General features: G+C 61.5%; 14 protein-coding genes. 5 read left to right on the top strand and 9 right to left on the bottom strand.

Annotated features, from left to right (window positions below; all coding sequences use genetic code 11):
* Positions 1-6 precede the first annotated feature (6 nt).
* From J1N02_RS13875 to J1N02_RS13885, 3 genes are read left to right on the top strand one after another with little or no spacing between them, the layout of a single operon-like run.
* Positions 7-1,086 carry a COX15/CtaA family protein gene (locus J1N02_RS13875; protein ID WP_098480656.1) on the top strand — a complete coding sequence of 360 codons (1,080 nt, stop codon included), beginning with the start codon at positions 7-9 and terminating at the stop codon, positions 1,084-1,086.
* Positions 1,074-1,973 (top strand): heme o synthase, encoded by a 900-nt coding sequence (gene cyoE / locus J1N02_RS13880; protein WP_027608043.1) that lies wholly within the window; start codon positions 1,074-1,076, stop codon positions 1,971-1,973. The genes J1N02_RS13875 and cyoE overlap by 13 nt, the downstream gene beginning before the upstream one ends.
* The gene (locus tag J1N02_RS13885; RefSeq protein ID WP_027608042.1) at positions 1,970-2,605 is read left to right on the top strand and encodes an SCO family protein; all 636 of its coding nucleotides are present in this window, start codon (positions 1,970-1,972) and stop codon (positions 2,603-2,605) included. The genes cyoE and J1N02_RS13885 overlap by 4 nt, the downstream gene beginning before the upstream one ends.
* A gap of 143 nt (positions 2,606-2,748) precedes the next feature.
* Here J1N02_RS13885 and J1N02_RS13890 read toward each other — a convergent pair whose 3' ends face one another.
* Genes J1N02_RS13890 through J1N02_RS13900 form a run of 3 tightly spaced genes read right to left on the bottom strand, consistent with a single transcriptional unit; the run spans position 2,749 to position 5,255 of the window.
* Positions 2,749-3,522, bottom strand: a complete 774-nt coding sequence (locus tag J1N02_RS13890; protein WP_027608041.1) for a MetQ/NlpA family ABC transporter substrate-binding protein — start codon at positions 3,520-3,522, stop codon at positions 2,749-2,751.
* Between the two features lie 51 nt (positions 3,523-3,573).
* Positions 3,574-4,248 carry a methionine ABC transporter permease gene (locus J1N02_RS13895; RefSeq protein ID WP_098480654.1) on the bottom strand — a complete coding sequence of 225 codons (675 nt, stop codon included), beginning with the start codon at positions 4,246-4,248 and terminating at the stop codon, positions 3,574-3,576.
* The gene (locus J1N02_RS13900) at positions 4,248-5,255 is read right to left on the bottom strand and encodes a methionine ABC transporter ATP-binding protein (RefSeq protein ID WP_027608039.1); all 1,008 of its coding nucleotides are present in this window, start codon (positions 5,253-5,255) and stop codon (positions 4,248-4,250) included. Before J1N02_RS13900 ends, J1N02_RS13895 begins: the two co-directional genes overlap by 1 nt.
* A 265-nt stretch (positions 5,256-5,520) precedes the next feature.
* Between J1N02_RS13900 and katE the strand changes: the two genes are divergently transcribed.
* Positions 5,521-7,662, top strand: coding sequence for a catalase HPII (gene katE / locus J1N02_RS13905; RefSeq protein WP_027608038.1), 2,142 nt, complete (start codon positions 5,521-5,523; stop codon positions 7,660-7,662).
* An 81-nt stretch (positions 7,663-7,743) separates the two neighbouring features.
* Here the strand turns inward: katE and J1N02_RS13910 are convergent, their stop codons facing one another.
* Genes J1N02_RS13910 through zur form a run of 4 tightly spaced genes read right to left on the bottom strand, consistent with a single transcriptional unit; the run spans position 7,744 to position 10,549 of the window.
* The gene (locus J1N02_RS13910) at positions 7,744-8,463 is read right to left on the bottom strand and encodes a PA5502 family lipoprotein (protein ID WP_421147418.1); all 720 of its coding nucleotides are present in this window, start codon (positions 8,461-8,463) and stop codon (positions 7,744-7,746) included.
* Positions 8,464-8,500: 37 nt separating this feature from the next.
* The gene (gene znuB, locus J1N02_RS13915) at positions 8,501-9,289 is read right to left on the bottom strand and encodes a zinc ABC transporter permease subunit ZnuB (RefSeq protein WP_027608036.1); all 789 of its coding nucleotides are present in this window, start codon (positions 9,287-9,289) and stop codon (positions 8,501-8,503) included.
* Complete coding sequence (gene znuC / locus J1N02_RS13920) at positions 9,282-10,067, bottom strand: zinc ABC transporter ATP-binding protein ZnuC (protein ID WP_421147419.1); 786 nt, start codon at positions 10,065-10,067, stop codon at positions 9,282-9,284. Before znuC ends, znuB begins: the two co-directional genes overlap by 8 nt.
* Complete coding sequence (gene zur, locus J1N02_RS13925) at positions 10,067-10,549, bottom strand: zinc uptake transcriptional repressor Zur (RefSeq protein ID WP_026136513.1); 483 nt, start codon at positions 10,547-10,549, stop codon at positions 10,067-10,069. Before zur ends, znuC begins: the two co-directional genes overlap by 1 nt.
* A gap of 58 nt (positions 10,550-10,607) precedes the next feature.
* On the opposite strand from zur, the gene J1N02_RS13930 reads away from it, so the two are divergent.
* Positions 10,608-11,537: a zinc ABC transporter substrate-binding protein gene (locus J1N02_RS13930; RefSeq protein WP_043293815.1), complete on the top strand. Its 930-nt coding sequence runs from the start codon at positions 10,608-10,610 to the stop codon at positions 11,535-11,537.
* A 60-nt stretch (positions 11,538-11,597) separates the two neighbouring features.
* Here the strand turns inward: J1N02_RS13930 and J1N02_RS13935 are convergent, their stop codons facing one another.
* Together J1N02_RS13935 and J1N02_RS13940 are read right to left on the bottom strand one after the other, a co-directional pair.
* Entirely contained in the window at positions 11,598-12,551 is a 954-nt protein-coding gene (locus tag J1N02_RS13935) for a homoserine kinase (RefSeq protein ID WP_027608033.1), read from the bottom strand.
* A 56-nt stretch (positions 12,552-12,607) separates the two neighbouring features.
* Entirely contained in the window at positions 12,608-12,898 is a 291-nt protein-coding gene (locus J1N02_RS13940) for a DUF2782 domain-containing protein (protein ID WP_027608032.1), read from the bottom strand.
* Positions 12,899-12,942 lie beyond the last annotated feature (44 nt).

Consider the following 12,942-nt stretch of genomic DNA (forward strand, 5'->3'; position numbering starts at 1 on the left):
ATCGTCATGGCCAAACCTGGATTTCGCCTCGCGTTATTTGCCACTCTGCTGGCGCTGATCGTCGTGCTGCTTGGCGCCTACACCCGCCTGACCCACGCCGGCCTCGGTTGCCCGGACTGGCCGGGCTGCTACGGGTTTATCAGCGTGCCGCAAAGCGAGGCCCAGCTGGCCCATGCCGAATTGCATTTTCCCGATACGCCGGTGGAGGCTGACAAGGGCTGGGCGGAGATGACCCATCGCTACTTCGCCGGCACCCTGGGCCTGTTGATTGTGCTGTTGGCGGCGCGTTCGTGGAGCCATCGGCGTGATCCGGGCCAGCCAGTGAAACTGCCGTTGTTTCTGTTGATGGTGGTGTTCGCCCAGGCCGCGTTTGGCATGTGGACGGTGACCTTGAAGCTGTGGCCCCAGGTGGTGACGGGGCATTTGTTGGGCGGTTTTGCGACCTTGAGCCTGCTGTTTCTGCTGACCCTGCGCTTGTCTGGGGTGTTGCCCGCGTTGATCGTGCCCAGGCGCCTGCAATATTGGGCCACGGCGGGTCTGGTGCTGGTGATCGGCCAGATCGCCTTGGGCGGCTGGGTCAGTTCCAACTACGCAGCGGTGGCCTGTATCGATTTGCCCACCTGCCACGGCCAGTGGTGGCCTGCGGCGGACTTCGCCAACGGCTTTCACCTGACCCAGCACATCGGGCCCAATTACCTTGGCGGCCAGCTCGACAGCGACGCACGCACCGCCATCCACCTGACCCACCGCATCGGTGCGGTGCTGGTCACCCTGGTGCTTGCGGGGCTGGCCTGGCAGCTGCGTGCGGTGGGTATGACGCGGCTCGCGGGCCTGCTGTTGATTGCCCTGGCGGCACAAATCAGCCTGGGCCTGAGCAACGTGTATTTCCACCTGCCGCTGCCGGTTGCGGTCGGCCATAACGCCGGCGGTGCGGCGCTGTTATTGACCCTGGTGCTGGTCAATTACCACGCCCGCACCAGTCTGGTCCGGGTGCGTCACCAGTTGCCGTTCGGCTGGCGCTTCAGCCCGCGCAAACACGTATCGGGCCTCATCACCCTTAAAGGAGAGATGCCATGGCGACCTTGATCGGCGCGCGCCACAGCCAGGCGATCTGGCGCGATTACCTGGAGCTGACCAAGCCGAAAGTGGTGGTGCTGATGCTCATCACCTCCCTGGTCGGCATGTTCCTCGCGACCCGCGCCGGTGTGCCGTGGGCGGTACTGATTTTCGGCAACCTGGGAATAGCCCTGTGTGCCGGTGGTGCGGCGGCGGTGAACCATGTGGTGGACCGACGGATTGATGCAGTGATGGCTCGCACCCATAAGCGGCCGTTGGCGGAGGGGCGTGTATCGCCGGTGGCGGCGCTGGCCTTTGCTTTGTTTCTAGCCGTTGCAGGATTGGCCTTGTTGCTGGCGTTTACCAACCCTCTGGCGGCATGGCTGACGCTGGCTTCGCTGCTCGGTTACGCGGTGGTCTACACCGGTTTTCTCAAGCGGGCGACGCCACAAAATATTGTTATCGGAGGCCTGGCCGGTGCCGCGCCACCGCTGTTGGGTTGGGTCGCCGTTACCGGCCATGTCAGCGCCGAGCCCTTGTTGCTGGTGCTGATCATCTTCGCCTGGACGCCGCCGCACTTCTGGGCCCTGGCCATTCACCGCAAGGAGGAATACGCCAAGGCCGATATCCCGATGCTGCCTGTCACTCACGGCGAGCACTACACCAAGGTGCATATCCTGCTCTATACCTTCGCCCTGTTGGCGGTGAGCCTGATGCCCTATGTGATCCACATGAGCGGCCCGCTCTACCTGGCCTGTGCGCTGGTTTTGGGCGGACGCTTTCTGCAATGGGCCTGGGTGCTGTACCGTGGCGCTCAGCCGCACGCGGCGATCAACACCTTCAAGTACTCTATCTGGTACCTGTTCCTGCTGTTTATCGCCCTGCTCGTAGACCACTACTTACTGTTGAACCTATGACTCGAACTCAAAAAACCGTCTTTATCCTGGTGGCCATCGTCGCGTTGATCATGGGCCTGACCGTTAACAAAGTGCTCTCGGGCAAGGGCCAGGGCGACCCTACGGCATTGATTGATGCCGGTATCATCCTGCTGCCGCAAAGCCGCCAGCTGCCGTCGGTGAGCATGACCAACCAGGAAGGCCAGCCGGTGCTGGTCAACGAGTTGAAAGGCAAGTGGAGCCTGCTGTTCTTCGGCTACACCTTCTGCCCCGACATCTGCCCGACCACCCTCGCCCAACTGCGCCAGATCAAGAGCGAGTTGCCTAAGGAGGCTGTGGATAAGTTGCAGGTAATCCTGGTCAGCGTCGACCCGAACCGCGACACCCCGACCCAGCTCAAGCAGTACCTGGGCTACTTCGACCCGCAATTCCAAGGCCTCACCGGTGCGAACGTAGAGGATGTGCAGAAGGTTTCGAATGCCGTGAGCATCCCGTTCATCCCGGCAGACACCAACAAGCCCAACTACACCGTCGACCACAGCGGCAACCTCGCGCTGATCGGTCCGGATGGTACCCAGCGCGGCTTTATCCGTGCGCCGTTGAACAACCAGAAGCTGGTGGCGCAACTGCCGGGGCTGTTGCAGCGCAAGTAACAGGCAATGCACAACACATGTGGGAGGGGGCTTGCCCCGATGGCGGCAGGTCAGTCAGCTCATGCAGCGACTGATACTCCGCAATCGGGGGCAAGCCCCCTCCCACATTTTTTGATCTCCAGCGTGTTGGAGACCGAGTCGGATCAGAACGCCGGCAGGATCGCGCCTTTGTACTTCTCTTGGATGAATTGCTTCACCTCAGGGGTGTGCAGGGCTGCAATCAGCTTTTTCATCGCGTCCGAATCCTGGTTGTCTTCGCGGCTCACGAGGATGTTCACGTAAGGCGAGTCATTGCCTTCGATCACCAGGGCGTCCTTGGACGGGTCCAGCTTGGCTTCCAGCGCATAGTTGGTGTTGATCAGCGCCAGGTCGACCTGGGTCAGCACGCGCGGCAGGGTGGCGGCTTCGAGTTCGCGGAATTTCAGGTTTTTCGGGTTTGCGGTGATGTCCTTGATGGTCGACAGGATATTGGTCGGGTCCTTCAGGGTGATCAGGTTGTGCTTGGCCAGCAGCAACAGCGCGCGGCCACCGTTGGTGGCGTCGTTCGGGATCACCACGTTGGCGCCGTCAGGCAGGTCTTCCAGTTTTTTGTACTTGCTGGAGTAAGCGCCCAGAGGCTCCAGGTGCACAGCGCCGACGCTCACCAGGTGAGTGCCTTTGGCTTTGTTGAATTCATCCAGGTATGGCTGGTGCTGGAAGAAGTTCGCATCCAGGCGCTTTTCCGCTACCTGGACGTTGGGCTGCACGTAATCGGTGAAGACTTTGACTTGCAGGTCCACGCCTTCTTTGGCGAGGGCAGGCTTCACGAATTCCAGGATTTCCGCGTGGGGCACCGGCGAGGCAGCGACTTTCAGGGTCTCGGCGGCGTGGGCGGAAAACGCGGCAACGGCGGCGAAAGCAACCAGTAGTTTTTTCATCCAACAAGCTCCTTGTTCGGGCATGTGCCGGCTTTTGACCGGCAATGGCCGTTATTTTCGAGAAAAGTGCACCACCAGCTTGTCGCCGACGGTTTGCAGAATTTGCACCAGGATCAACAGCATTACCACGGTGACCACCATCACGTCGGTCTGGAAGCGTTGGTAACCGAACCGGATCGCCAGGTCACCCAGGCCGCCGGCGCCGACAACACCGGCCATGGCCGTGTAGGACACCAGGGTAATCGCCGTCACCGTTATCGCCGCGAAGATGCCGGGGCGTGCTTCGGGCAGCAGCGCGTTGATGATGATCTGGCGGGTGCTGGCCCCCATGGACTGGGTGGCCTCGATGATGCCGCGGTCCACTTCACGCAAGGCGGTTTCCACCAGGCGCGCGAAGAATGGCGTGGCCCCTACGACCAGCGGCGGGATCGCGCCCGCTACGCCCAGGGAGGTACCGGTGATCAGCACGGTGAACGGGATCATCACGATCAGCAGGATGATGAACGGCAGCGAGCGCAGGATGTTCACGATCAGCGACAGCAGCGCGTACAGGCCTTTTTGCTCGAACAGCTGGCGTGGGCTGGTCAGGAACAGCAGCACGCCCAAAGGCAGGCCCAATACCACGGTGAAGAACAGCGAACCGAACAGCATGATCATGGTGTCGCCGGTGGCGAGCCAGATTTCGGACCAGTCGATATTGGCGAAGAAACTCAAGAAAACGTCCATCAGCGCAGCACCTCCATGTGGACGTCTGCGGCGGTAAAGCGGGCAAAGGCCGCTTCCATGTCACCGCCGGTGACCGCAAGGGTCAGTTGCCCGTAGGGGATGTCTTTGATGCGGTCGATGCGGCCGGCGAGGATGCTGTAGTCCACCCCCGTTTCCCGGGCGACGGTGCCCAGCAGTGGCGCGTAGGTCGCTTCGCCCTGGAACGTCAGCCGTACGATGCGACCCGGTACATGGGCGAAGTCATCGCGCTGCTCGCCTTCATCGACCTGCTCGGCTTCCTGCACGAAGCGCTTGGTGGTCGGGTGCTTGGGGTGCAGGAACACGTCGGCCACCGAGCCTTGCTCGACGATCACGCCGGCATCCATCACGGCGACTTGGTCGCATACGCGGCGGATCACATCCATTTCATGGGTGATCAGCACGATGGTCAGTTTCAACTCGCGATTGATCTCGGCCAGCAGTTGCAGGACCGAGGCGGTGGTTTGCGGGTCGAGGGCGCTGGTGGCCTCGTCGCACAACAGGATTTTCGGCTTGGTCGCCAGGGCGCGGGCAATGCCGACGCGTTGCTTCTGGCCACCGGACAACTGCGCCGGGTACTTCCTGGCGTGGTCCGACAGGCCGACGCGGGCGAGTAGCTCGGCGACGCGTTGGTCGATGTCCTTGCGCGACAATTCGCCGGCCAGGGTCAGTGGCAGGGCCACGTTGTCGGCAACGGTCTTGGACGCCAGCAGGTTGAAGTGCTGGAAGATCATCCCGACCTGCTGGCGGAAACGGCGCAGGCCGTTGGCGTCCAGGGCGGTGACTTCTTCGCCGTCCACCGTGATCTGGCCGCCACTGGGTTCTTCCAGGCGGTTGATCAGGCGCAGCAGCGTGCTTTTACCTGCACCCGAGTGGCCGATCAGGCCAAACACCTGGCCGTTTTCGACGCGCAGGCTGGTGGGGTACAGCGCGGGAATATCCTTACCGGCGACGCGGTAGGTTTTATGGACGTTTTGAAACTCGATCACGTAGCGAACCTTGTGGGGCGCATTGAAAAGGGATCAGCGGTTAGCCGGGCGCGCATTTTAGCCTGTCCGTATAGCGTTTCTTAGCATTTATTTCGCATTCAACCAGTGATTTGGCAATAACGCGATCAAAGGTCATAAAAAAGGAACGGCAGAAAACCGTGTCAGTCACTACTTAAGCAACTCGATTTCCCAGGTGCCGTGCCTGGGGTTTTGCTCAAACGAGCCGGGGACCGCTCTGGCCACTTTGAATAAGGAGTTTTGACTGATGAGTACCAAGAAGCCAGCCACCCCGTCGAAGAGTGAACTTGCAGGCACCGACACCCTGGACCGTGGCAACACCAACGCCAAGCTGCAAGCACTGGAGGAATTCCGTTCCGATGCGACCGGCCAGGCCCTGCGTACCAACCAAGGCGTGAAGATCTCCGACAACCAGAACACCTTGAAAGTCGGTGCCCGCGGCCCCTCGCTGCTGGAAGACTTCATCATGCGTGAAAAAATCACGCACTTTGACCATGAGCGTATCCCCGAGCGCATCGTGCATGCCCGGGGCACCGGCGCCCATGGCTATTTCCAGACCTATGAAAACCATTCCGCGCTGAGCAAGGCAGGTTTCCTGCGCAACCCCGAGCATAAAACCCCGGTGTTCGTGCGTTTCTCCACCGTGCAGGGCCCGCGTGGTTCGGGCGATACGGTGCGTGACGTGCGCGGTTTCGCGGTGAAGTTCTTCACCGACGAGGGCAACTTCGACCTGGTCGGCAATAACATGCCGGTGTTTTTCATTCAGGATGCGATCAAGTTTCCCGACTTCGTGCATGCGGTAAAACCTGAGCCGCACAACGAAATTCCTACCGGCGGCTCGGCCCACGATACGTTCTGGGATTTTGTTTCGTTGCAGCCGGAATCGGCGCACATGGTGATCTGGGCGATGTCTGACCGCGCCATTCCAAAAAGCCTGCGTGCCATGCAGGGGTTTGGCATTCACACCTTCCGCTTGATCAATACCGAAGGTAAGTCGAGCTTTGTGAAGTTCCACTGGCACCCGAAGGTCGGCACCTGCTCCCTGGTGTGGGACGAAGCGCAAAAGCTTGCCGGTAAAGATACCGATTACCACCGTCGTGACCTGTGGGAGGCGATTGAAAGCGGCGACTACCCTGAGTGGGAGTTGGGTGTGCAGATCGTTGCGGAAGAAGACGAGCATAAGTTCGACTTTGACCTGCTCGATCCGACCAAGATCATCCCCGAGGAACTGGTGCCGATCACACCGCTGGGCAAGATGGTGCTGAACCGCAACCCGGATAACTTCTTTGCCGAAGTCGAGCAGGTCGCGTTTTGCCCGGGCCACATCGTGCCGGGTATCGACTTCACCAACGACCCGTTGCTGCAAGGTCGTCTGTTTTCCTACACGGATACGCAGATCAGCCGTCTCGGTGGGCCGAACTTCCATGAGCTGCCGATCAACCGGCCGGTAGTACCTTTCCACAACGGCCAGCGCGACGCCCAGCATCGCACCGTGATCGACAAGGGCCGAGCCGCGTACGAGCCGAATTCGATTGATGGTGGTTGGCCGAAAGAAACGCCGCCGGCTGCCCAGGATGGTGGTTTCGAAACCTATTACGAGCGCGTCGATGCCAATAAGGTGCGTGAGCGCAGTGAGTCATTTGGCGACCACTTCTCCCAGGCTGCACTGTTTTTCCACAGCATGAGCCACCATGAGAAAGAGCACATTATCGCGGCTTACAGCTTCGAGTTGGGCAAGGTGGAGCGTGAGTTTATCCGCGCGCGGCAGGTCAACGAGATTCTGGCCAATATCGATCTGGAACTGGCCAAGCGCGTGGCGCAGAACCTTGGTCTGCCGGCGCCGACCAAAGGCACGGTAGCGCCGCGTGAGTCTTCGCTGAAAGAGTCGCCGGCATTGAGCCAGGTGAACCTGCTGTCCGGCGATATCAAGACGCGCAAAGTCGCGATTCTCGCGGCTGACGGTGTGGATGGCGCGGCTATCGATGCGCTGAAAAAAGCCCTGGCGGCAGAAGGTGCCCATGCCAAGTTGCTGGGGCCGACCTCGGCGCCGGTGAAGACGGCCGATGGCAAGAGCCTGCCGGTGGATGCGTCGATGGAAGGCATGCCGTCGATTGCGTTTGACGCCGTGTTTATCCCGGGCGGAAAAGAGTCGGTGAAAGCACTGAGCGGTGATGGTGTGGCGCTGCATTACGTTCTGGAAGCCTACAAACACCTGAAGGCGATTGCGGTTGCCAGTGACGCGAAGCCACTGCTGGATCTGCTGAAGCTGGAGACGGATGCGGGGTTGATCGTGGGGTCGGATGCTAAGGCGTTCAAGGCGTTTTTTGCCGCGATTGCACAGCATCGGGTTTGGGATCGTGAGCCGAAGGCTAAGGCGATTCCGGCTTAATTTATTGGTTGCTTGTTGGATCGCTATCGGGGGCAAGCCCCTCTCACAATTCAAATGTGAGAGGGGCTTGCCCCCGATGCGTTATTCCGCCTTGCGCGGAGTCAGCACAACCTGCGCCGGAATATGTTTCAGAATCTGCCGGTGAATCTTCAGGTCATACCCTGAATCAATACGCTTCACCCGTTTGGTCAGCAACGTGGCCAGCCACGGGTAATCCTGGGTGCGTGGCGCCTGGATCGTCACATCACACTGGTAATTCAGCACATCGGTGGCAATCGCATCCAGCTGATGGCGCAGCGCTTCAATATCAGTGAGGTTCAGCGCCACGGTGGTGCTTGGCGCGGCCGGGTCGATGACCTTGGCAGCGGGCTTGGCTTCGGCGGCCTTGAGGGCCTCTTCGGCTTTATCCAGCTCGACTTTACGGGCGTGGGTGATGGCGCTGTTGACGCCACCGGTCAGCGCCGGCGCCTTGGGCATCAGCGCGCGGGCACGGCTCAGGGCGGTGGCGGCGGCGTTTACATCGCCTTTTTGCAGCACGATCTGGCTGCGCTGCAGGTAAGCCTCGGCCAATTGCCGTTGGTAGGGTTCCAGCGTCGGGTCATTGGGCGACTGGGCCTGCAGTGCGGCCAGTTGGTCTTCGGCGGTGGCCAGCTCACTGCTGGCCAGGTTTTGCTCCAGCTGCGCGATGGCCGCAGCACGCGGATCCGGGGCCTCTGGGGCGGCGGGCGGTGTGCTTTGACAGGCGCCCAGCAGCAGGGAAAACGCGGCAAGGAGCAGATAACGGGAGGTGAACAGCTTCATTCCTGCGACTCTCTATTTGCGCAAAAAGCGAGCAAGTCTACACCCCTCGACGGGGCAGGACAAAACTCAGCAGAAACAGGGCGGCCGCCGTGACTACAATCGACGGTCCGGCAGGCGTGTCCTTGAACCATGACAACGCCAGGCCCCCGCACACTGCCAGCATCCCCAACAGGCTGGCACCGATCGCCATCTGCTCCGGTGAGCGGGCGTGGCGCTGGGCGGCGGCGGCGGGAATGATCAACAGCGACGTGATCAACAATACGCCGACAATCTTCATCGCGACAGCGATCACCACGGCAATCAGCAGCATCAGGGCCATGCGCAACGCTGGTACGGGCAAACCTTCGACCCTGGCCAGTTCTTCATGCACCGTGATGGCCAGCAGTGGGCGCCACAGGGCGACCAATAGCACCAATACGGCGGCGCTGCCGCCGAGAATCCAGGCAAGATCGGTGGGGCTGATCGCCAGCAGGTCGCCGAACAGATAGGCCATCAGGTCGATGCGCACTTCATGCATAAAGCTCAGCACCACCAGGCCCAGGGACAGCGTGCTTGGCGCCAGGATGCCCAGCAGGGTGTCCGAGGCCAGTGGCTGGCGCTGTTGCAGGGTCACCAGCAGCACCGCCAGCAGCAGGCAGCCCACGGTCACGGCGATGGTCGGGCTCACATCTAGCAGGAAGCCCATGGCCACGCCCAGCAGCGCGGCGTGGGACAAGGTGTCGCCAAAGTACGCCATGCGCCGCCAGACCACGAACGAGCCCAGTGGGCCCGCCACCAGCGCCAGAGCCAAGCCTGCCAGCAGGGCGTAAAGCAGAAAATCAGCCATGCTTGCAGCTATCTCCATGAACGTGGGTGTGGGGCGTCGCGGGATCGTCTACGACAGCGCCATGCAGGTCATGGGCATGGTCGTGATGGTGGTGATAGATCGCCAGGCTCTGGGCGTTCTTGCCGAACAGCTCGACGAACGCCGGGTCGCTGCTGACTTGTTCCGGGTGGCCGGAGCAGCACACGTGGCGGTTGAGGCATACCACCTGGTCGGTGGTGCTCATCACCAAGTGCAAGTCATGGGAGACCATCAGCACGCCGCAGCCATGGCGGTCGCGCAGGCGGGTAATCAGGCTGTACAGGTCGGCCTGGCCGGCGACGTCGACGCCCTGCACGGGTTCATCCAGCACCAGCAACTCGGGCTCGCGCAACAGGGCACGGGCCAGCAGCACACGCTGCATTTCGCCGCCGGAGATGCTTTGCACCGGGCTGTCGATGACCTGCTCGGCGCCGACCTCCTTCAGGGCCGCCTGCGCGCGGGTGCGGTCCACGCCGGGCACCAGGCGCAAAAACCGCAGTACAGAAAAGGGCAGGGTCGGATCAACGTGCAGCTTTTGCGGCATGTAGCCCACGCGCAGCCTGGGCTTGCGCCACACGCTGCCGGTGTCGGGCTTGAGCAGGCCGAGTACGGCGCGCACCAGGGTGGTCTTGCCGGCGCCATTGGGGCCGATCAGGGTGACGATCTGCCCCGGCTCGACGCTCAACGCGATGTTGTCCAGCACGTTTTGCCCGGCAAACGTGACGCCGACCTGCTCCAGGCGAATTAACACATTGCTCATCAAGCCCCCTGGCAGCCCGAGCACAGGCCGACCACTTCGACCGTCTGCCCTTCGACCCGGAAGCCTACGTCGGCGGAGCTCTTGATGATGGCGTCGCTGATGCTCTTTTGTTCAAGCTCGATGGCGGCGTGGCACTCGCGGCAGATCAGGAACTGGCCCTGATGCGCGTGTTCCGGGTGGTTGCAGCCGACAAAAGCGTTGAGCGAGGCAATGCGGTGCACCAGGCCGTTTTCCAGCAGGAAATCCAGCGCGCGGTACACGGTCGGCGGCGCGGCGCGGCGGCCGTCCTGCTCGCTGAGCACGCCCAGGATGTCGTAGGCACCCAGGGGCTTATGGCTCTGCCAGACGAGTTCCAGCACCCGGCGACGCAGGGCGGTCAGGCGCAAGCCTTTCTGTGCGCACAGGGTGTCGGCCTCCGACAGCGCGGTATGCACGCAGTGAGAGTGGTCGTGTGGACGGCTGGCAAGCGGTGTTTTAGGCATGAGCGGCGACAGATATTTGATAGAGACGTTATTATGTTACCCGTTCCTACGTCATTGAGTGGTCATCGTGTCCCGACTTTTTCCCGTTTTTGTCGTATTTGTCACCAGTTTGTTCCTCGCTGGCGCCGCTCAGGCCGAGGTCAAGGTGCTCACGAGCATCAAGCCATTGCAGTTGATTGCCGCTGCCGTGCAGGACGGTGTGGCGGTTCCGGAGGTGTTGCTACCGCCGGGTGCATCGCCCCATAACTTCGCCTTGCGTCCATCCGACGTACGGCGTGTGCAGTCGGTCGATCTGCTGTATTGGATCGGGCCGGACATGGAGGGCTTCCTGCCTCGCGTGCTCAAGGGGCGTACCGCGCCGACCGTAGCGGTTCAAGACCTGCCCGGGCTGAAATTGCGTAGGTTCGCCGAAGATAGCCATTCCCACGCCGACGATGCCGACGAACATGACCATGATCACCGCCCGGGGAGCCTGGATGCGCACCTGTGGCTGTCCACGGTGAACGCTCGGGTGATCGCAGCGCGTATGGCCGCTGACCTCAGTGCAGCCGACCCCGTGAACGCCGCGCGTTATCAGAGTAATGCCAAGGCTTTCGACGAGCGCCTTGATGCACTGGATGCGCGCCTGAAAAAACGCCTGGCGAGCATCGGTGACAAACCTTACTTCGTGTTCCACGAAGCCTTTGATTACTTCGAAGACGCCTACGGACTCAAGCACACCGGCGTGTTCAGCGTTGCTGCCGAAGTGCAGCCTGGCGCCCAGCATGTGGCGGCGATGCGTACGCGTTTGCAGGAAGTGGGCAAGACCTGTGTGTTCAGTGAGCCGCCGTTGCGTCCGCGTTTGGCCGAAACCCTGGTGGCAGGTTTGCCGGTGAAGCTGGCGGAATTGGATGCGCTGGGCGGCTACACCCCGGCCACGGCCCAGGGTTATGAGCAGGTGCTGGAGAAATTGGGGAATGACTTGGCAGGTTGCCTGGAGTCGTTATAAGCCGCAGCGCAGATCAAATGTGGGAGGGGGCTTGCTCCCACATTTTGACCGGGTTGGTCCTTAGAGCGCGAATGGCAGGTGGACGCTGACCTGCTGACGCTGCGTCAACCGATGCTCGAACTCGGCGGGATCGTGGATCAACACATCCTGCCCGGCAAACGATTCAGCGGCGATCAGGCGCGACAGCCAGAACCGCACGCACGCCACCCGCAGCATGGTCGGCCATAGCTCGGCCTCCTTGGCCGTGAACGGCCGCAGGCCCGCGTAGGCACCCAGCAGCGCACGGGCGCGCGGGCCATCAATCACGCCATCGGCGTCCGAACACCAGTCATTCAGGGCGATCGCCACGTCGTACAGCATCGGGCCCGAGCAGGCATTGTAGAAGTCGATCAGACCCGTCAGGTGCGTGCCCTCGAACATCGCGTTGTCACGGAACAGGTCGGCGTGCACGTTGGCGCGTGGCAGGGCGAGGATCTCGGCCTTATGGGCCTCGATTTCAGTCAATGCTGCTTGCAGCAGGCTTTGCTGCGCATCGTCCAGGTGCGAAATCAGCTGCGCACCTTCGCTGAGCATCCAATCCAGCCCGCGATCGGTCTTGCGCTCCAGCACCTTCTCGCCCTGCGTCGCCAAGTGCAGATGGCCGAGCAGGTCGCCGACCTGGGCGCAATGCTGTGGGTTGGCCTCCTTGATGTGCTTGCCGGCCAGGCGCGGTTGCAGCAGTGCCGGTTTGCCGGCCAATTCGCGCAGGGCCACGCCATCGGTGGTGCGCAGAGCGTAGGGCACCGGCAGGTCGGCGTCGTGGAGCACGTCGAGCAGTTCGATGAAGAACGGCATTTCCTGCACGGGGCCGCGCTCAACCAGGGTCAGGACGTACTCGCCCTGTTCCAGGCTGATAAAGAAATTGGTGTTTTCGCTACCAGCGGCAATCCCCTGGAAGTCAAGCAGGCGGCCGAGCCCGTAGGGGGCGAGAAAGGTTTCCAGCTCGGGCCGAGCCAGGGGGGTGAACACAGACATGGTTAAAACTGCCAGTACGGGCGCCGCGGTGCGCGGCGCCAATTGAAGTTAAGAAATCATTTCCATTCGAAGATCTTCCATGACGGGATCAGCATATCCGGCTGGTCAGAGCGGATGAAGTTCGCGTCGGTTCCGTCTGCGCGTACCAGGAAATACGGCGGTGCGCCTTTTACGGTCACCTTGATTGCATACAGGAAACCGTTTTGACGGTACTCCTGGATGGTCCGGTCGCCTTCCGTGCGAATGGTCACTTCCGGATCACCCGAAGGCGCGCCGTCTGCCGCCATGGCAGCCATCGGAGCGAGTGCAATCAGGCCGGTCAACAGCAGGCGATTGAATGTACGCATGATAACCTTGTCCCTTTGTTTTCATTGGTCCGGCTATTCTAGCG

It is taken from the genome of Pseudomonas sp. NFX5, assembly GCF_049132125.1.
Taxonomy (GTDB): Bacteria; Pseudomonadota; Gammaproteobacteria; order Pseudomonadales; family Pseudomonadaceae; genus Aquipseudomonas; species Aquipseudomonas marginalis.